Origin of the sequence: Streptomyces stelliscabiei (assembly GCF_014873495.1) — a bacterium.
GTDB classification, from domain to species: Bacteria; Actinomycetota; Actinomycetes; order Streptomycetales; family Streptomycetaceae; genus Streptomyces; species Streptomyces bottropensis.
In genome coordinates, this window is sequence record NZ_JADBGF010000001.1 from 222,505 (window position 1) to 240,117 (window position 17,613).

Annotated in this window: 15 protein-coding genes and 1 pseudogene; 11 read left to right on the plus strand and 5 right to left on the minus strand. The window is 69.1% G+C overall.

Annotated elements, in window-relative coordinates; translation table 11 throughout:
- Positions 1-109: 109 nt before the first annotated feature.
- The 6 genes from H4687_RS00970 (at position 110) to purU (ending at position 7,133) form a co-directional block, all read left to right on the plus strand.
- A complete protein-coding gene (locus H4687_RS00970) occupies positions 110-1,525 on the plus strand; it encodes a carotenoid oxygenase family protein (RefSeq protein WP_046915481.1) in 1,416 nt (471 codons plus the stop codon).
- On the plus strand, positions 1,522-2,382 hold the full coding sequence (locus tag H4687_RS00975) for an alpha/beta hydrolase (RefSeq protein ID WP_050399387.1): 861 nt from the start codon (positions 1,522-1,524) through the stop codon (positions 2,380-2,382). Before H4687_RS00970 ends, H4687_RS00975 begins: the two co-directional genes overlap by 4 nt.
- A complete protein-coding gene (locus tag H4687_RS00980; RefSeq protein WP_046915480.1) occupies positions 2,379-3,902 on the plus strand; it encodes an aldehyde dehydrogenase family protein in 1,524 nt (507 codons plus the stop codon). Before H4687_RS00975 ends, H4687_RS00980 begins: the two co-directional genes overlap by 4 nt.
- Positions 3,895-4,926, plus strand: coding sequence for an amidohydrolase family protein (locus tag H4687_RS00985; protein ID WP_046915479.1), 1,032 nt, complete (start codon positions 3,895-3,897; stop codon positions 4,924-4,926). Before H4687_RS00980 ends, H4687_RS00985 begins: the two co-directional genes overlap by 8 nt.
- A 62-nt stretch (positions 4,927-4,988) precedes the next feature.
- Positions 4,989-6,251, plus strand: a complete 1,263-nt coding sequence (locus tag H4687_RS00990; RefSeq protein ID WP_046915506.1) for an aminomethyltransferase family protein — start codon at positions 4,989-4,991, stop codon at positions 6,249-6,251.
- 24 nt (positions 6,252-6,275) lie between these two features.
- Positions 6,276-7,133: a formyltetrahydrofolate deformylase gene (purU, locus tag H4687_RS00995; RefSeq protein WP_046915478.1), complete on the plus strand. Its 858-nt coding sequence runs from the start codon at positions 6,276-6,278 to the stop codon at positions 7,131-7,133.
- A gap of 437 nt (positions 7,134-7,570) precedes the next feature.
- Here purU and H4687_RS01000 read toward each other — a convergent pair whose 3' ends face one another.
- The 4 genes from H4687_RS01000 to H4687_RS01015 form a co-directional block, all read right to left on the minus strand.
- Positions 7,571-8,101, minus strand: coding sequence for a transposase family protein (locus tag H4687_RS01000; protein ID WP_050399388.1), 531 nt, complete (start codon positions 8,099-8,101; stop codon positions 7,571-7,573).
- Positions 8,102-8,235: 134 nt separating this feature from the next.
- Positions 8,236-9,015, minus strand: a complete 780-nt coding sequence (locus tag H4687_RS01005) for an N-acyl homoserine lactonase family protein (protein WP_050399389.1) — start codon at positions 9,013-9,015, stop codon at positions 8,236-8,238.
- Positions 9,008-9,937 (minus strand): NAD(P)-dependent oxidoreductase, encoded by a 930-nt coding sequence (locus H4687_RS01010; RefSeq protein WP_046915477.1) that lies wholly within the window; start codon positions 9,935-9,937, stop codon positions 9,008-9,010. Before H4687_RS01010 ends, H4687_RS01005 begins: the two co-directional genes overlap by 8 nt.
- Entirely contained in the window at positions 9,930-10,313 is a 384-nt protein-coding gene (locus tag H4687_RS01015) for a carboxymuconolactone decarboxylase family protein (RefSeq protein ID WP_046915476.1), read from the minus strand. Before H4687_RS01015 ends, H4687_RS01010 begins: the two co-directional genes overlap by 8 nt.
- Before the next feature lie 154 nt (positions 10,314-10,467).
- On the opposite strand from H4687_RS01015, the gene H4687_RS01020 reads away from it, so the two are divergent.
- The 3 genes and pseudogenes from H4687_RS01020 to H4687_RS01025 all read left to right on the plus strand — a co-directional run bounded on the left by H4687_RS01020 (position 10,468) and on the right by H4687_RS01025 (position 12,535).
- A complete protein-coding gene (locus H4687_RS01020; protein WP_046915475.1) occupies positions 10,468-11,142 on the plus strand; it encodes a GntR family transcriptional regulator in 675 nt (224 codons plus the stop codon).
- Between the two features lie 129 nt (positions 11,143-11,271).
- Positions 11,272-11,559, plus strand: a pseudogene (locus H4687_RS48385) (hypothetical protein); the annotation flags it as partial.
- A 49-nt stretch (positions 11,560-11,608) separates the two neighbouring features.
- Positions 11,609-12,535: a glycine cleavage T C-terminal barrel domain-containing protein gene (locus tag H4687_RS01025; RefSeq protein ID WP_267886921.1), complete on the plus strand. Its 927-nt coding sequence runs from the start codon at positions 11,609-11,611 to the stop codon at positions 12,533-12,535.
- Positions 12,536-12,740: 205 nt separating this feature from the next.
- Here H4687_RS01025 and H4687_RS01030 read toward each other — a convergent pair whose 3' ends face one another.
- Positions 12,741-15,080, minus strand: coding sequence for an ATP-binding protein (locus H4687_RS01030; protein ID WP_046915474.1), 2,340 nt, complete (start codon positions 15,078-15,080; stop codon positions 12,741-12,743).
- A 110-nt stretch (positions 15,081-15,190) separates the two neighbouring features.
- Here H4687_RS01030 and folP point away from each other — a divergent pair, with 110 nt between their 5' ends.
- Together folP and H4687_RS01040 are read left to right on the plus strand one after the other, a co-directional pair.
- The gene (gene folP, locus H4687_RS01035; protein WP_046915473.1) at positions 15,191-16,078 is read left to right on the plus strand and encodes a dihydropteroate synthase; all 888 of its coding nucleotides are present in this window, start codon (positions 15,191-15,193) and stop codon (positions 16,076-16,078) included.
- Positions 16,075-17,592 carry an FAD-binding oxidoreductase gene (locus H4687_RS01040; RefSeq protein WP_046915472.1) on the plus strand — a complete coding sequence of 506 codons (1,518 nt, stop codon included), beginning with the start codon at positions 16,075-16,077 and terminating at the stop codon, positions 17,590-17,592. Before folP ends, H4687_RS01040 begins: the two co-directional genes overlap by 4 nt.
- The last annotated feature ends 21 nt before the right edge of the window (positions 17,593-17,613 follow it).

Sequence of the window (17,613 nt, forward strand, 5' to 3'; positions counted from 1 at the left end):
CGAAACATACACGGGCCTTCGCGTTTTTGGATTCCCGGCCCAGTGACCGGGCCGGTACCCGGCTCGACGATCGGGAGCGCACCGCAGACGTACGGAAGGCGTCCCCCTGATGACGAGCACCGAACCGCAGCGCCCCACCGCCGGGGCCGGCTCCCAGCAGCCAGGCAACCAGTTCCTGAAGGGGCCGTTCGCCCCGGTCGACCAGGAGATCACCGTTCATGACCTGAAGGTGACGGGCACGATCCCGGCCGAGCTGAACGGCCGCCTGCTGAGGGTCGGCCCCAATCCGATCGACCCCGAGGACCCGGTGACGTACAACTGGTTCTCCGGCAACGGCATGGTGCACGGGGTCCGTCTCCGGGACGGCCGTGCCGAGTGGTACCGCAATCGCTTTGTACGCGACGACCAGGTCACCGACAGCCGCGGCTGGCCGAAGACCCCCGGCCCGGAGGCCCCCGCCCCGGGTCCGGCCTATGTGGTGCGGCAGACGGCCAACACCAACGTCCTCTCCCAGGGCGGCCACACGTTCGCGTTCATGGAGGGCGGACAGCTCCCCTATGAGCTGACGTACGAGCTGGAGACGATCGCCCGCTCCAACTTCGAGAACACGTGGAACGGCGCCTGGACCGGTCACCCGCACCGCGACGCCACCACCGGCGAACTGCACGGTGTGGCCTACCGCTGGGACTGGAACTTCGCCCAGTACGTGGTGCTGGACATCGCCGGCCGGGTCCGCAGGACGGTGGACGTGCCGCTCGAAGGCCGTCCGATCATCCACGACATGGCGCTCAGCTCGCGTTACTGCGTCTTCTACAACGGCCCCGTCCAGGCCCATCCGGGCATGCTGGAGAAGGGCTACGACTTCCCCTACGCGTGGGACTTCGACCACCGTCCGGCCTGGGCCCTGCTGCCCCGAGAGGGCAGCGCCGACCAGGTCGTGTGGTGCGAGACGGAACCGGCCGCCGTCTTCCACATCCTCGGCGCCTTCGACCTGCCGGACGGACGGGTCGCGGTCGACGTGTGCAGCAACGAGCGTCTCTTCCACACCGACCCCACCGGTCCCACGGACACACCGTCCCGACTGGACCGCTACTTCCTCGACCCGGCCACCGGTCGCTGCACGGTCAGGCGGCTCGACGACACCCCGCAGGAGATGCCCCGCCTGGACGAGCGGCTCATCGGTGTGGGTGAACACCGCTACGGCTACTTCTCCTCGCGCGCCAAGAACGCCGACAGTGCCCTGCTCAAACAGGACCTGCTGCGCGGCACCTCCGAGTCGTACACCTACGGACCCGGCCGCTTCGGCATGGAGGCCGTCTTCGTGCCGCGGACCGCCGATTCGGCGGAGGACGACGGCTGGCTGATGACCTACGTCTCCGACCTCGCCAACGGCAACGCCGAGGTCCTGATCCTGCACTCCCAGGACCTGTCGGGCGGCCCGGTCGCCCGCATCCACATCCCGCAGCGCGTACCGCTGGGCTTCCACGGCAACTGGGTGCCCGACGAGGACCTGGAGGGCAAGTGACCACCCGTCATGAGGCGGTCATCCGGAGCACGCCCGCCGAGGTGACCCCGGAGCTGATCCAGGGCATGTGGGCATTGTTCGCGCGAGACCACCGGGAACGCGGCTACGACGCACCGGTGGTCGTCACCGACGAGTCGTACGGCACTCATCCGAGGCAGCGGCTCGACGTCCATCGGGCGTTCGAGCCGCCGGCCGGCGCGCCGGTGCTGCTGTTCGCGCCCGGCGGCGGCTTCGTCGCCGGGGACAAGGACACCGCCGGTTTCCCGTTCTACCGCCATATCGGCCGCTGGGCGGCGGACCGCGGGCTCGTCGCCGTGACCATGAACTACCGGCTCGCCCCGGAGCACCGATGGCCCGCCGGGGCGCAGGACGTCGCCGACGCGGTGGCCTGGGTGCGGGCGAACATCGCGGAGCACGGGGGCGATCCGGAGCGGATCGTGCTCGTCGGGCACTCTGCGGGAGCCGCCCACGTGGCCGGATACCTGGCCTGCCACGGCGGTACGCGACCCCGGGTGGCCGCGGCCGGCCTGCTGTCGGGCATCTACGACCTGCGTGAGCTCCGGCAGAACGAACTGCTGCGCTCCTACTACGGCTCCGATCCCGCCGAACTCCCCGCCCGCGAGGCGCTGCCCGGGCTGCGTGACTGCGCCATCCCGCTGCTGGCCTGTGTGGCCGAGCTCGACCCCCCGGACTTCCATGCCCAGGCCGAGGCGGTACGGGACTTCGTCTCCTCCTTCGTGCACGTCACGGGCCACAACCACATCTCCGAGATCGTCGCCCTCGGCGTCGACGACGCCCCGCTCGGCGAGCCGCTGCTGCGGTTCATCGAGGAATACGCCGTGAGGAGCACCGCATGAGCGCGATCCGCGCATCCGTCCTGGTCGGCGGCGAGGAGGTCACCACCGGGTTCGCGCCGGTGCTCAATCCGGCGCGGATCAGCGAGGTCGTCGGCGAGTTCGCCCTGGGCGGGGCCGGGGAGATCGACCTCGCGGCCCGCGCGGCGGCGTCCGCCTTCCCCGGCTGGGCCGCGCTGAGCCCGGCCGAGCGTGCCGCGTACCTGGTGAAGGCCGCCGACGCGCTGGAGGCCGAGGTTCCCGAGCTGGCCGCGCTGCTCACCCGCGAGGTGGGCAAGGTGCTGCACGAGTCGTACGGCGACGCGGGCGGCGCGCCCCGGCTGCTGCGGTACTTCGCGGGGCTGGCCGAGGACATCGCCGCCGCCGAGGAACCGGCCGAACTCCCTTGGCCGGGCCGCGCGGTGACCCGGCATGTGCCGATGGGCCCGGTCGGGGTCATCGCGCCGTGGAACACCCCGGTGTTCCTGGCGTTCATGTCGATCGGCCCGGCCCTGATGGCGGGCAACCCGGTGATCGTCAAGCCGCCGGAGGAGGCTCCGCTGGCCCTGAGCCGGGCCGTCGCGGTACTCGCCGACGCCCTCCCGTCCGGAGTCGTCGGCCGCGTACCCGGGCTCGGCCCGGACGCAGGTGCCGCGCTGTCCGAACATCCCGCCGTGCGGCGGCTGATGTTCACCGGCTCGGTCGCGACCGGGTCCCGAGTGCTGGCGTCCGCCGCGCCGACCATCAAGAACGTCACGCTCGAACTCGGCGGAAACGACCCGGCGTTGGTTCTGCACGACGCGGTCATCGACGAGGCGATGCTCCGCGAGCTGGTCGCCGGCGTGTTCGGCCTCAGCGGGCAGATCTGCTACAACGTTAAGCGGATCTACGTCCACCGCAGCCGCCTCGCCGAATTCACCGACGGGTTCACGGAGTTGGTCTCGCGGATCCGGGTGGGCGAGGGCAGCGACCCCCGGGCCACCATCGGGCCGGTCACCACCCGTGCCCAGTACCACCGCGTGCTCGCCCTGCGCGACGCCACCGCGGCCGCCGGCGCCAAGGTCACCGTCGTCGGCGAGCAGTTGGACCCCGTCGGCTGGAACGAGGGCTACTTCATCCTCCCGAGCGTCGTCACGGACATCGCTCCCGACGCGCCGCTGGTCACCGAGGAGCAGTTCGGGCCCATCGTGCCGATCCTGCCCTTCGACGACGAGGAGGAAGCCGTCCGGCTGGCCAACTCGACCGAATACGGCCTGGCCGCGTCCGTCTGGTCCGCCGACACCGACCGCGCCTGGGCACTGGCCCGCTGCCTGGAGGCCGGGACCGCCTTCGTCAACGTCCATCGCGTAGGCGCCTCGCCGATGTCCGTGCCGTTCGGCGGCATCAAGCACAGCGGCATCGGCCGCACCCACGGCCTGACCTCCGTCCTGGAGTGCATGGAACAGCAGGCCGTGGTCACCTACGACGACCCGTCGCTGCTGCCCGGCACCGACCACTGGAACACCCTGCTGCGCGCCGCGGAAGGAGCCGACGACCATGCCTGACTACGCACGCATCGCCACCGAGGAGGCGTTCGCTCCGCCGGAACTCATCGATCTGTGGCGGGACATGATCAAGCGGAACGATCACGGCGACCCGGGCTTCGACAGCCTGATGGGCTTCTACGTCAACCATCGCAGCGCACGCACCGACTTCATCCTCGAACGCCTCCCCGACCTCGGCGAGCGACGGCTGGCCGACATGGACGCCGCGGGCGTCGACCGCCAGGTCATCTCGCTCACCTCCCCCGGCACGCAGATCCTGCCGCGGTCCGAGGCGGTCGCCATCGCCGAACTCGCCAACAACCGGCTCGCCGAGGCGATCCGCAGCCACCCCGACCGCTTCAGCGGCCTCACCGCCGTCGCCCCACAGGACCCGGAGCACGCCGCCCGCGAGATCGAACGCGGCCATCGTGACCTGGGGCTGAAGGGCGTCATCATCAACTCGCACACCCACGGCGAGTACTTGGACGACCCCAAGTTCTGGCCCATCTTCGAGGCGGCCGAGGCCCACGACACCCCGATCTACCTTCACCCCAACACGCCTTCCCCCGCGATGATCGGGCCGCTGCTGGAGGCGGGTCTGGACGGCGCGATCTACGGCTTCACCGTCGAGACAGGCATGCACCTGCTGCGCATCATCACTTCCGGCGTCTTCGACCGCTTCCCACGCCTCAAGATCGTCGTCGGACACCTCGGCGAAGCCCTGCCGTTCTGGCTCTACCGCCTGGACTACATGCACGAGGCCACCGTCCGCGCCAAGCGCTACCCCGTCATCAAGCCTCTCCAGCGCAAGGTCAGCGACTACCTGCGGGAGAACGTCTGGGTCACCACCAGCGGCATGCCCTGGGCCCCCGCGATCATGTTCTGCCGCGAAGTCCTCGGAGCCGGCCGGGTGCTGTACGCCATGGACTACCCGTACCAGTACGCCCCGGACGAGGTCACCGCCCAGGACGACCTCCCGCTCGGCACCGCCGGGCTGAAGGCCTTCTTCCAGACCACCGCCGAGGATCTCTTCCAGCTCCGCTGAGCCCAGAACGCCCGGAGCCCGCACCAATTCCAAGGGACGACATGAAATACACCGTCAGCAGCATGCGCACTCCACCGGAGGGCTACGCCTGGAGCCGGTTCGGACAGCCCGAGTACACCGACTGGCTCGACGAGAGCATGTCCTGGAAGGACGCCTGCTACATCGGGGACTGGTCGTTCCTGTGGCAGCACCGGATCACCGGCCCCGACGCGCTCACCATGCTCGGCGACATCACCGTCAACACCCTCGCGAACTTCGCCCTCGGCCAGTCCAAGCACGCCATCCACACCAACCAGGACGGCAAGGTCATCCACGAGGGCATCCTCACCCGCTTCGGCGACGAGGAGTTCATGCTGCACGGCCGCGGTGGCTTCTGGGTCCGCAACTACCTGGGCACGACCGACTACGACGTCAAGGTGGAGCGGGACGACTGGTTCATCCTCCAGGTCTCCGGCCCCAATTCGGTGAAGCTCCTCGAAAAGGTCTCGGGCTCATCGAACCTGCGCGAGACCAAGTTCATGTGGGTCAACTCCCTGAAGATCGCCGACCACGAGTTGTACGCGCTGCGGCAAGGCATGGCCGGGGAAATCGGCTTCGAGCTCCAGGGCCCCATGGCCGCCAAACAGGACGTCTACGACGCCATCCTCGAGGCCGGCCAGGAGTTCGGGATCCGCAAGCTCGGTGCCCGCGCCACCATGATCAACCACCTGGAGGCGTGCTTCCCGACCATCGCCACCGACTACATCCCTGCCATCTTCGACGAGGACATGAAGAGCTACCGCGAGTTCTTCACCTCCTCCATGCCGTCCTTCGCGCAGCCGGCCTACATCGCCGGTTCCTACGACGGCGCCGAGATCAGCGACTACTACCGCAGCCCTGTGGAGCTGGGCTGGGCCCGCAACATCAACTTCGACCACGACTTCCTGGGCCGCGAGGCGCTGGAGGCGGAGAAGGCCGCGCCCCGGCGCGTCATGCGGACCCTGGTGTGGAACGGCAACGACGTGGCGGACGTCTTCGCGTCGATGTTCCGACCGGGCGAGCACTACCCGTTCATGGACATGCCCCGTGACCAGCGCGGCTTCATGTGGGCGGACAAGGTCACCGCCGGCGACGACCTCGTTGGGATCGCCACCTCCCGCGGCTACAGCTACTACTACCGGCAAATGCTCTCGCTATGCACTGTCGACGTCGCGCACAGCGAGCCAGGCACCGAGGTCACCGTCCACTGGGGAGAGCCCGGCGGACCGCAGAAGGCGATCCGGGCGACCGTCGCCGCCGCGCCCTACAAGCCCGACCGGCGCCGCGCCGACCTGCATCAAGCGTGACCCCGGAAAGGAACGGCGACCGTCATGGCCACCGCTTTCACTCTAAAGTTCGCCTGCGACGACCGGCCCGGCATCGTCAGCCGGGTCACCACGGGCCTCGCCGCGATCGGCGGCAACATCCAGGAGGCCAGCCACTTCAACGATCAGCTCACCGGCCGGTTCTTCTGCCGACTCGCCTTCACCGTCCCGGCCGGAGTGACCGAAACCACCGTCCGGGAGAACGTCTCCGACGGTCTCACCCAGCTGGCAGCCACTTGGTCGGTGACCGGGGACCGGTCCCGTATGCGGGTCCTCATCATGGCCTCGAAGCTCGATCACTGCCTCGCGGACCTGCTCTACCGGTGGCGTATCGGCGAGTTGCCGATGGATGTGGTCGGCGTGGTGTCCAACCATCCCCGCGAGGTCTACCAGCACATCGACCTGTCCGACGTCCCGTTCCATCACCTGCCGGTGACCAAGGAGAACAAGCCGGAGCAGGAAGCCAAACTGCTCGCGATCGTCGACGAGTATGAGGTCGACCTCGTGGTCCTCGCCCGCTACATGCAGATCCTGTCGGACGAGCTGTCCGCCAGCCTGGCAGGCCGCTGCATCAACATCCACCACTCGTTCCTGCCGGGCTTCAAGGGCGCCAAGCCCTACCACCAGGCGTACGAGCGCGGGGTGAAGCTGATCGGGGCGACAGCGCACTACGTCACCGGCGACCTAGATGAGGGCCCGATCATCGCCCAGGACGTCGAGCCCGTCACCCACCGGGACACGCCCGAGCAACTGGTCCGCAAGGGGCGGGACATCGAGCGGCGCGTGCTGGCCAGGGCTGTCCGCCATCATCTGGAGAGCCGAGTGCTCCTCAACGGACGTACGACCGTGGTCTTTCCGGACTGACGGTTCCGTTGCGGGCGCCGCCTGGAGCAGCGCCCGCAACAGTCCGTCCTGGCCTCCGAGCAACGGCAACGCGGTGCAGCCGTGCTCCTGGCAGAGGCGGTGGAAGGTCTCCTCCGTGCGACGTCGGCGACCATCCGCCTCGGGACGACATCGCCTTGCTGCTATCCCACACGGGCGCGGTGCCGCCGGAGAACGTCGCGACGTGGGAGTTCCCCGCGGACCCGGCCGTCGTGGCCGACGCCCGTGATGCGACCGCCTGCCAGCTCGCATCGTAGTGCGGGACACCGGGAGCATCCGAGCGAAACTGACGACTGCTGCGACGGTGACGACGACGTGCATCACCATCAGAGGCGGCACCCCAGGAGGCGCCGAGCCCGACGCGTCGAGAACTCCGGGGCTCCGCCATCGTGACGTTGCAGGTGAGGCGGGTGGCGTATTCACGCAGATCGCGGGCGGCTGCCGACGCTCTCGATCACCGGTCGTAAGTTGATCTCGAGGTGCGTCAGTACGAGGAGCGCGCGCAGGAGGTCGGTGGCGCGGGCGGGGTCGGTGCCGAGCTTGGTGAGCGTGTGACTCGCCTTGACTTCGGCGAAGCTGTGCTCGACGGGAGCGCGACCGGCGGCCAGGAGCCGGTTGGCGTCCTTCTGACCGTCGGTGAGCTTGCGCGCGCGGGTGGCCTTGTAGGCGGTGACGACGACCGGGGCGTCGGTGTTGTCATCCAGGTCGAGGAAGCCGAGGTCGGCCAGGGCGCCGAGGCCAGCGGCCCGCAGGTGTTTGAGGATGGGGTCGAGGCGAGCGGCGGTGATGTCGTGGGTGTGTCCGGGGCGGGCCGCGAAGATCCAGTTCAGGCGGCCCTGCTCGTCGGTCAGCGCGAGGAAGTGCAGGCCGTGACCTCGGTGCGTTCCCGAGTAGTTGGGCCGGTTGTCGCGTTCCGCTGCGGCGCACGGTGGCCACCAGGGTGCCGTCAATCAGGACAACCTCGCCGCCCCGCTTGGCGCTCGGGCAGTCGCCTATCAACCGGTTCGGACAGTCGGGACACCGAGGCCTTGGCGAACTCGGCGAGCACACTCACGGTGCAAGTCATCCGCGATATCCCGGTCCTCTAGAGCAGGCGGCAGACGGTGTCCGTGAAGTAGGGAGTGAAGCGGGTCATGACGTCAGGGTCGTGGCCGGCCACGACCCTGACGCCCTGCTGTTCCAGCTCCCGGATGCGGTCGTAGGCCCGGTACATCGCGGGCACGTCGGCCACGATCCCGAAGGGACGGTCCCGTTCGTACTCCTCGTACGTGTGGATCGCGTCGGAAGCCAGCGCCACGGTGCCACCCGCCCCGCGCACCAGGACGACGAGCTGGCCGGGAGTGTGTCCGCCGAGCTCCAAAAGCTCGACGCCCGGAGCCAGTTGATACGTCTCCTCGACGAGGGTCAGCCTGCCCGTCGTGCGCAGACTCGAGAGATGGCGGAGTTCCGCGGTCTCCGTGGGGATCGCGAAGTGCCCCCGGACCGCGAACGGCCCCTGCCAGAACTCGTGTTCGCGGCGGCTCATCACCACCTCGGCGGAGGGGAACCGGGCGAGGTTGCCGATGTGGTCGTAGTGGGCATGCGTCACGACCACCGTGCGCACCGTCGACGCGTCCACGCCGAGTCGGCCCAGCAGTTCCATCGGATCGGCCAGGACCTCGCGTCCCCGACGCCTGCCTACCTCGGGGGCGAAGCCGGTGTCGACCACGATGGTTCCGGCGGGGCCACGGATTACCCAGAAGTAGTAGTCCATCGTGACGTCGTCGTCGGGCTCGCCGTATCCGGCGTAGTTCAGGTAGAAGGCGCTCCGCCGCAGCCTGTGACGGCCGAAGCGGACGGCGAAGGCCTCCCAGGAGTCAGTCACCGACGTGCGAGGCGGCGCGGATGCTGACACCGTGACGTGCCTCCAGCGGGCGGACGATCTCTGTGTGGTCGGCATCGGGCGCCAGTTCGGCAGCCAGTTCGCGCCAGCGTGCCTGCACCGCCTCGGCGAGCGGCAGCTCGACGGCCAGGTCCTTGCCGAGCAGAGTGGCGATTCCGACGTCCTTCGCCATGAGCGCCGCGGTGAAGCCGGAGTCGAAGGTCCCGGTCAGCACGAACTTGGGAAACTTGGCCTCGGTGGAGCCGCTGCGACCACTCGCCGAGTTGACTACGGCGAGTGCGGTGGCCGGGTCCATGCCGAAGCGTGTCGCGACGGTCATGGCCTCTGCGGTGATGAGCATGCTGCACGCCGACATCAGGTTGTTCAGCGCCTTGATGACGTGTCCGGCACCGACTGGGCCGACGTGCACGATCGACGAACCGAGCGGTTCGAGGAGCGGCCGGACCCGCTCGTACTGCTCCGCCGTCCCACCCACCATGAGGGTCAGCGTGCCGGCCACGGCACCGCCGACGCCGCCGGAGACCGGCGCGTCGACGAGTTCGATGCCCGACTCGGCCAGACGCGGGGCGAGTCGGCGTGTGCGGCCCGGCTCGGAGGAGCTCATGTCGATGATCCGCCTGCAGCGGGCGCCGGACCGCACGGCGGCGGCGATGCGCTCAGCGACCTGGTCCACGATGTCGCTGTTGGGCAGCATCAGGATGATGTCCTCGGCCGCGTCCGCCAGTTCGTCGACCGACGCCACCGGGGTCAGTCCGTCCGCCGCGAGAGCGACCCGGAGCCGTTCGTCGACGTCGTAGCCGTGGACGGCGTAGCCGGCCGAGACCAGGCGTCGGGCCATCGGGGCGCCCATCTTGCCGAGTCCGGCAAGGGCGGCGGCCCGCGTCTTCTCGGGCAACTCACTCATCTCCCAGCTCCGCGATGACCTGCTGCGCGGCGCGCGAGGCCTCCAGCGCGGCCGGGACCCCGCAGTAGATGGCCGCCTGGAGCAGCACTTCCTGGATCTGCTCCACGGTGCAGCCGTTGTTGAGCGCTCCGCGTACGTGCAGCCGCAGTTCGTCGGGCTTGCCCAGCGCCGTCAGCATCCCGATGTTGAGCAGGCTCCGGGTGGCCGGTTCGAGGCCGGGACGAGTCCAGACCGCTCCCCAGCAGTACTCGGTGACGAGGTCCTGGAGCGGCCGGCTGAAGGGGCTCGCGTTGGCGCGCGAGCGGTTGACGTGCTCGTCGCCGAGCACTTGACGCCGCATGGCGTCACCCGCGGCCAGCCGATCGGTCGTATCCATGTGAGCAGTCACGCCAGTGCCTTCCGGTCAGCGGTTCGATGGCAGCACGATAACCGAGACCTGGACTGAAAGCAGATAGCAGCTGTCAGACAAAGCGCGAAAGATGTCACCTAGCGGCTGTCGGACAGCTGCGGACCTCACGTATCCTCGGCGCATGACCGACATGCAGGTGCAACGACATGCCCCCATCCGCGAGCAGGTCGCGAACATCCTGCGGGACGCCATCGTCGATCAGCGGCTGACACCCGGGCAGCTGCTCGTCGAACGCGAGCTGTGCGAGATGACCTCGGCCAGCCGCGCCTCGGTGCGCGAGGCTCTACGGCAGTTGCAGGCCGAAGGGCTGGTCGAGTCGCACAACGGCCGCGGTACCAGCGTCACGGTCATCTCCACCGCGACCGCCCGGCACGTCTATCAGGTGCGGTCATCCCTCGAGGGACTGGCCGCCCGGCTCTTCGCCGAGCACGCGAGCGACCAGGACCGGGCCGCCTTCCGGGCGGCCGTCACCGAGCTGGCCGAGGAGACCGCGAAGGGTGCGGACGCCGCCGCTCTCCTGAAGGCCAAGTCCAGGGCGTACGACGTGTTGTTCCGGGGTTGCGGCAATCCCGTCCTGCACCAGACCCTGCAGACGCTCCAGCATCGCGTGACCCGGCTGAGGGCGCTGACTCTCGCCCAGGAAGGCCGGGCGGAGCGCAGCGCGGACGAGGTGACCGCGATCGCGGACGCCGTCGACGCACGCGACGGAGAGGCGGCCCAGGCCGCCGCCATGACTCATGTCGAGGAGGCCGCGCGCGTCATGCTCGCGGCCGCCGAGGGCCCGCCTTCGCACTGAGTCCGGAGCGGGGCCCTGTCGTGGCCCCTTGCACCCACCCATTGTCTGACAGCTGCTAGCTGTTCTATACATAGCCGAACGCATGAATCGTGAAGAAGGGTGCACCACATGACTTTCACAGTGGTGGGAATGCGCACTCCGCCGACGACCTACGCATGGAGCCGCTTCGGCGCCCCCGAGTACACCGACTGGCTCGACGAGTCGATGTCGTGGAAGGAGACCTGCTACATCGGCGACTGGTCGTTCCTGTGGCAGCACCGGATCAGCGGACCGGACGCGATCAGGCTGCTGGCGGACACCTCGGTGAACAGTTTCTCCGTGTTCCATCAGGGGCAGTCGAAGCACGCCATCCACACGAACCGCGACGGCAAGGTCATCCACGAGGGGATCGTCACCAAGTTCGGCGACGACGACTACGTCATGCACGGCCGCGGTGGCTTCTGGGTGAATTACCAGCTGTCCAAGGGTGGGTACGACGCGAAGATCACCCCAGGAGGACTGGTTCATCTTCCAAGTGTCGGGTCCCAACGCGGTACGGGTGCTCGACCGGCTGGCCGGGGAGAACCAACTCCGGGACACCAAGTACATGCATGTCACCCCGCTCAGGATCGCGGGACACGACATTTGGGCCCTGCGCCAGGGCATGGCCGGGGAAATCGGTTTCGAGCTCCAGGGGCCCCGCGAATTCGGCGACAAGGTGCATGCCGCGGTAATGGAGGCGGGGCAGGAATTCGGTATTCGGCGGCTGGGCGCCCGCGTCACGATGATCAATCACCTGGAGGCCTGTTTTCCCACGATCGCCACGGATTACATTCCGGCGATCTTCGACGAGGACATGGCCGAGTACCTGGAAATCTTCCGGAGTTCGATGCCCGCTTACGCGCAGCCGGCATATATCGCGGGGAGTTTCGACGGCAGAGACATTTCGGAGTACTACCGCAGTCCTGTAGAGCTCGGCTGGGGCAGGAACATCAAGTTCGACCACGACTTCCTGGGGCGGGCCGCGCTCGAACCGGAGAAGGCGCAGCCGAGACGGGTCATACGCACGCTCGAATGGGACGCGGAGGACATCGAGGACGTCTATGCGTCACTGTTCCGGCCCGGCGCCAACTACCCGTTCATGGACATGCCCCGGGACCAGCGCGGGTTCATGTGGGCGGACAAAGTGACAGCAGACGGCGACCTCGTCGGCGTGGCCACCTCACGCGGTTACAGCTACTACTTCCGCAAGATGCTCTCGCTGGCCACGATCGAGGTGGCGCACGCGGACATCGGCACCTCGCTCACCGTGCACTGGGGCAATCCGGAGGGGCCTCAGAAGCCCATCCGCGCCACCGTCGCACCGGCTCCCTACAAGCAGGACCGGAGCCGGATCGATCTGCATTCCGCCTGAGCCCAGACAGCCATTGCGCCGCCAAGGCCCACCCTGCCCCGGGTGGGCCTTCGTCGTTGCGTCCGTCCGCCGTACCCGTCCGCGCCGCGGAAACGCGGCGGAAACAGGTAGCCGGATCAGGTAGTTCCCCGCGTTTACCCACCGGACCCCGCGCGGCAGGCTGCGACCACTTCGGAAAGAGGTGCTCATGCCTGGACTCACCGGCTCAGCCGCCGTGGCCGACCCGCGCTTCCGCTCGTGCGAGCGCGCGCTGTTCGGTCACCCAGGCGGCGATCTGGGCACGCGAGGTGAAACCCAGCTTGCCCAGGATGCGCTGGACGTGGCCTTCGGCGGTCCGGGTCGAGATGACCAGCGCGGCCGCGATGTGCTTGTTGCCCTGGCCGCCAGCCACCAGTTGCGCCACTTCCCACTCCCGCTTCGACAGCGCCTCCGGAACGTCCGGGGCGGAGACAGGGGCGCCTGCGGGCATACGGCGTCCGCCGGCGACGACCTCGGCCGCCTGAACCAGCGTCAGCGCCCTTCCCTCCTCGATCAGTTCGACGAAAGCGGCCCCGCCCAGCGCGTCGCGGACGTCGTCGACGCAGCCGCGCCGCAGTTCGTCGAGGACCGTGAACGCGGGGAAGCGGTGGGTCTCGGCGGCACCCATGAGGAGCGCGGCTTCCTTGTGGCGTCCCGTCGAGGCGAAGTACAGCGCGGCACTCTGCACACAGGAGCCCATGCCGAAACGGTCGTCGAACCGGCAGGCCAGCTGGGCACTGTGCTTCTGGGCGAGACGCGCGCTGAGGAAGCTGCCGTGCTGCCACTCGGCCAGTGCCGTCGTCCACTGGATGTAGCCGAAACCCCAGTTCTCGCTCGAGGCTGCGGGCATGGCGAGGAACTCCTCGCAGTACCCTCGGCCACGCTCCCAGTCGCCGTTCAGCGTCCAGGCCATGCCGAGCAGGCACAGCGTCTTGCCGGTGCTCATCCTGCTTCCGGACACCCGGAACGCGTCGAGCGCGAGGTCGAGCTTTGCGCAGGCGGTGGCGAGGTCGCGCTGGTGGATAGCCAGGAGCCCTTCGACGAACCGCAGATTTCCTGTGACGGAGGGGTCCGCGAGCTCGGCCGCCGTCGCGTTCGACGCTGCCAGCAGATCGTCGGCGCTGTCGCCACTCATGACGGCGAGATACGCGGCGACCGTGAGGGCCAGCGCGCGGCCGGGCGTCGGCTCGGACGGTGCGATGCCCAGACCTCGTTCCAGCCATGCGCGCCCCTCGGCGACCAGGCCGGTCATCACCCAGTGGTACCAGAGGGCCGCGGCCAGCCGGAACCCGTCCTGCGCCCGCTGCTTGTCCTCGAAGCAGTAGTCGAGCGCCGCGCGGATATTGGCGTGGTTGCCGCGGACCTGGCCGATCCAGTCCTGAGAGCGCTCGGTCAGCAGACCGTCGGAGGCCTGGCTCGCGAGCCAGAGGCACCACTGCACATGGCGTCCGCGCAGCCGGTCCCACTCTCCCGGCTCTCCCGCCCCGGTCACCCGTTGCAGCGCGTACTCGCGCAACAGACGGGGGAGTCGATACCACGACCCGCCGGTCCGCTCCTCACGGACGAGCACCGACTTGTCGATCAGGCCGGCCACGAGGTCGAGCACCCGCTCGTCGGAGATGACCTCGTCGGTGCACACGTGCTCGACCGCGGGGAGGCCGAACCGGCCGGTGAAGACCGTGAGTCGTTCCCACAGCAGCTGTTCCTCGGACGAGCACAGCGCATAGCTCGACTCGACCAGCGCCTGCAGCGTCCGCTGCCGCTGCGGAGCGCCCCGCTTGGCGGAGACCAGCACGCGGTAGGCGTCGTGGAGACGGCCGTCGAGTTCGTCGAGCGCCAGGACGTCGAGGCGATCTGCGGCGAACTCGATCGCCATGGGCAATCCGTCAAGGCGTCGGCAGATGCGTGCGATTGTAGCCAGCCGGGCGTCCGAGTCGACGACGTCGGCCCGCACGGCGGCAGCGCGTTCCACGAAGAGCGCCACCGCGTCGTATCCCATGAGTGCGACGGCCTCGGCTTCCGGCTCGTCCGCGGGCGGGACCGGCAGCGGGCCGACGGCCACCACGGCCTCACCCTCGACGTGGAACGGCCGGCGGCTGGTGCTGAGCACCTTGAGGCCGGGCGCGGCACGCAACAAGCTGGCGACGAGCCTCGCGCACGCGTCGACCACGCCGTCGCACCCGTCGAGCAGCAGCAACGCCTGCTTGGCACGGAAGTGGTCGGCCAGCCGGGCCTCCAGGGGGGCGCCGCCGTCGTCACGCAGCCCGAGGCCGAGCAGCACGGTGGACGGCAGGAGGGCACCGTCGGCGAGATCGTCGAGCTCGATGAGCCATGCCCCGTCGGCGAAGGAGCCGGACACCTCTGCGGCGACCCGACGGGCCAGCCGCGTCTTTCCGACACCCCCGGTGCCGGTCACCGTGACCGCGCGAAAGCGTTCCAGCGTTTTTTTCAGAGTGGGCAGCTCCGCCCGGCGGCCGACGAAACTCGTCACCTCGGCGGGCAGATTGCCTCGTTGCAGTCGTGCCACAGCCGCACCCTAACGAATTGTTTCGGACAGATGAAGAGCCGCAGACAAAAGAATCCGTCTCTCCGCGGCAACCTCGGTTACCCGGTTCACAGAAAAGGCCGGCGGACGCCATGAATTTCCGTGGCCCGAAGGGTTTGCCGATCACCGATCGATGTCTGGTGATGGGCATCGTCAACACCACGCCGGATTCCTTTTCCGACGGCGGCGACTGTCTCGACCCGACGCGAGCAGTCGAGAGAGGACTCGCGCTCGTCGCCGCGGGCGCGGACATCGTCGACGTGGGCGGTGAGTCGACCCGGCCGTCCGCGCGGCGCGTCCCGGAGTCGGTGGAGCTGGAGCGCGTCCTGCCGGTCGTGCGCGGCCTCGCCGCGTCCGGCGCCGTGGTCAGCGTCGACGCCATGCGCGCGCGGGTCGCGGCCGCAGCGGTCGAGGCGGGCGCCTCGCTCGTCAACGACGTGAGCGGTGGGCTCGCGGACCCCGACATGGCACCCGTCGTCGCCGAGGCGGAGGTGCCGTATGTCGCGACGCACTGGCGTGGAAACAGTGCACATATGCAGAAGCAAGCGCACTACGACGACGCCGTGGCGGAGGTGATGGCCGAACTCGGCGGACGCCTCGCCGTCCTCGCCGACGCGGGGGTCCACCCCGACCGCGTCGTGCTCGACCCGGGCCTCGGCTTCGCCAAGACCGCCGAGCACAACTGGGAGATCCTCCGCCGCCTGCACGAGGTGCGGGCGCTGGGACGTCCACTGCTGGTCGGAGCGTCACGGAAGTCCTTCCTGGGCGCACTGCTCGCGAAGGGCGGCCCACCGCCGCCGCCTCTTGAGCGCGACCGGGCCACGGCCGCAGTGTCCGCCCTGGCCGCGGCGTCCGGCGTCTGGTGCGTCCGGGTGCATGACGTCGCCTCCACCGCGGACGCGGTCCGGGTGGCGCGACAGTTCACACATTTCACATCCGCACATATCCATAGTTCATCCCTGAGAAAGGCACTGGCATGACGACGGTTCCCCGCGGGACGACCCCGGCCGCGCTCGACAAGGCGCTCGCCGCCTTCACCGCCGAACTCGGCGACGCCGCCGTGATCAGTGAACCCTCGGCTCTGCGCGAGTTCCGCGACCCCTACACCTACCGGGAGTCCGACGAGTTCGACGCCTCGGCCGCGCTGCTGCCCACCAGTACCGAGCAGGTGCAGGCCGTCGTCCGGATCGCCAATGAGCACGGGGTGCCGCTGTCGACGTTCAGCCAGGGCCGTAACAACACCTACGGCGGCCCGGCCCCGCGGCTGCGCGGCAGCGTGCTGGTGAACCTGCGGCAGATGAACAAGATCCTAGAGATCAACCACGATCTCGCCTACGCGGTCGTCCAGCCGGGCGTGCGCTGGCAGGACCTGTTCGACGGTCTGCAGAAGGACGGCGGCGACCTGTGGACCTCCATCCCGGACCTGGGATGGGGTAGTGTCATCGGCAACTCCCTAGAGTACGGCATCGGTTACACGCCGTTCGGCGACCACGCGCGCAACCTCTGCGGCCTCGAGGTGGTCCTGCCCGACGGGTCCCTGCTGCGCACCGGCATGGGCGCGATGGAGGGCAACCCGGCCCGGTACACCTACCCGCACAGCTACGGCCCCTCCTTCGGCGGGTTGTTCCAGCAGTCCAACCTCGGCATCGTCACCAGCGCGGGCTGGTCGCTCATGCGCCGCCCCGAGACCTACGCGGCCTGCTGGGCCCGCTTCCACGGCTACGAGACCCTCGGCAAGGTCGTCGACGCGCTGCGCGGGCTCATGCTCGACCGCACGATCGAGAACCTGCCGATGCTCAACCGCGGTGTGGAGATCGACGAGAGCGGCAACTTCTTCCTCGACCCCGACAGCGACGGCTGGTCGGCGCGCTTCGCCCTGTACGGCCGGACGGCGATGGTCGACGCCCAGTTCGCGGTGATCGAGGAGACGCTGCGTGCGATACCGGGGGTGGAGGTCGTCCGCCGCACCTTCGACGCCACGGACCTTGCCGGGCCCGCGAACCACGACGAGGGAGTCCAGCGCGGCATCCCGGACATGGACCTGCTCGACCCGAAGATGCTGCCCTACGGCGAGGTGACGGGCCACCTCGACTTCTCGCCGGTCGGCCCGTGCCAGGGCGACGCGGTGGTCCGCGCGGAGAAGCTCATCCGCTCCCTCTACGCCCGGCACGGCCACACCTACGTCAACGGCCTGTACCTCACCCCCCGCAGCGCGCTGCACATCAGCACCACCTTCTTCGACCCCCGCGACGAGGAGCAGACCCGCGGCGTCTACGAGGGGTACACCGACCTGGTCAAGGAGCTGGCCGCGATCGGCTACGCGCCGTACCGCACCAACCTCCAGCACATGGATCTTGTGGCGGAGCAGTTCGCGTTCGGCGACCACGCCCAGCGCAGGCTGGCCGAGACGATCAAGGACGCCATGGACCCGAACGGGATCCTCGCGCCCGGCAAGTCCGGGATCTGGCCGAGTCGGCTGCGCGACCGCGCCTGAATCACCGCGCGCGACCGCGCC

Excerpts from the sequence above, each read along its gene's own strand:
- H4687_RS00970 (WP_046915481.1), top strand. The coding sequence starts at position 110 with ATGACGAGCACCGAACCGCAGCGCCCCACCGCCGGGGCCGGCTCCCAG.
- H4687_RS00980 (WP_046915480.1), top strand. The coding sequence starts at position 2,379 with ATGAGCGCGATCCGCGCATCCGTCCTGGTCGGCGGCGAGGAGGTCACC.
- H4687_RS00985 (WP_046915479.1), top strand. The coding sequence starts at position 3,895 with ATGCCTGACTACGCACGCATCGCCACCGAGGAGGCGTTCGCTCCGCCG.
- H4687_RS00990 (WP_046915506.1), top strand. The coding sequence starts at position 4,989 with ATGCGCACTCCACCGGAGGGCTACGCCTGGAGCCGGTTCGGACAGCCC.
- purU (WP_046915478.1), top strand. The coding sequence starts at position 6,276 with ATGGCCACCGCTTTCACTCTAAAGTTCGCCTGCGACGACCGGCCCGGC.
- H4687_RS01010 (WP_046915477.1), bottom strand. The coding sequence starts at position 9,937 with ATGAGTGAGTTGCCCGAGAAGACGCGGGCCGCCGCCCTTGCCGGACTC.
- H4687_RS01015 (WP_046915476.1), bottom strand. The coding sequence starts at position 10,313 with ATGGATACGACCGATCGGCTGGCCGCGGGTGACGCCATGCGGCGTCAA.
- H4687_RS01020 (WP_046915475.1), top strand. The coding sequence starts at position 10,468 with ATGACCGACATGCAGGTGCAACGACATGCCCCCATCCGCGAGCAGGTC.
- folP (WP_046915473.1), top strand. The coding sequence starts at position 15,191 with ATGAATTTCCGTGGCCCGAAGGGTTTGCCGATCACCGATCGATGTCTG.
- H4687_RS01040 (WP_046915472.1), top strand. The coding sequence starts at position 16,075 with ATGACGACGGTTCCCCGCGGGACGACCCCGGCCGCGCTCGACAAGGCG.